Origin of the sequence: Streptomyces sp. WM6386 (assembly GCF_000972385.1) — a bacterium.
Classification (GTDB): Bacteria; Actinomycetota; Actinomycetes; order Streptomycetales; family Streptomycetaceae; genus Streptomyces.
The window spans coordinates 1-302 of the sequence record NZ_JXTE01000825.1; the positions used below are offsets into that span (position 1 = coordinate 1).

The following is a 302-nucleotide window of genomic DNA, read 5'->3' on the forward strand; positions in this document are numbered from 1 at the left end:
GGTCGAGGTAGTCCGACGGCAGCAGCGGCGTCGTGACCATCTCGAGCAGTTTCCACGCCCTGCTGCGGAGGGCTGTACTCGTCATGACTCCAGCTTGCTGCGCTCCAGGGCGTAAAGTCCTGTCCGCAGGACGTAAATCTGGTCGGCTGAATTGTTCGCAGGGAACAAAAAATGAGTCATGCAGTCCAGAGGGCCAGCGAACTGGCCCTGGATGAGACGACGGTCACCGTACTGCGGGCCGCGCTGAGGACCACCGCCGACGAAATCGTCCAGGCGATCATCGACGAGGTCCCTCCCTACGC

2 pseudogenes are annotated in these 302 nt (G+C 61.9%); one reads left to right on the forward strand and one right to left on the reverse strand.

From position 1 onward, the window contains the following. A pseudogene (locus tag TN53_RS49060) lies at nt 1-184 on the reverse strand (ferredoxin reductase); the annotation flags it as partial. Between TN53_RS49060 and TN53_RS46680 the strand changes: the two are divergent. After that, nucleotides 172-302, forward strand: a pseudogene (locus tag TN53_RS46680) (PucR family transcriptional regulator); the annotation flags it as partial. The pseudogenes TN53_RS49060 and TN53_RS46680 sit on opposite strands and share 13 nt — an antisense overlap.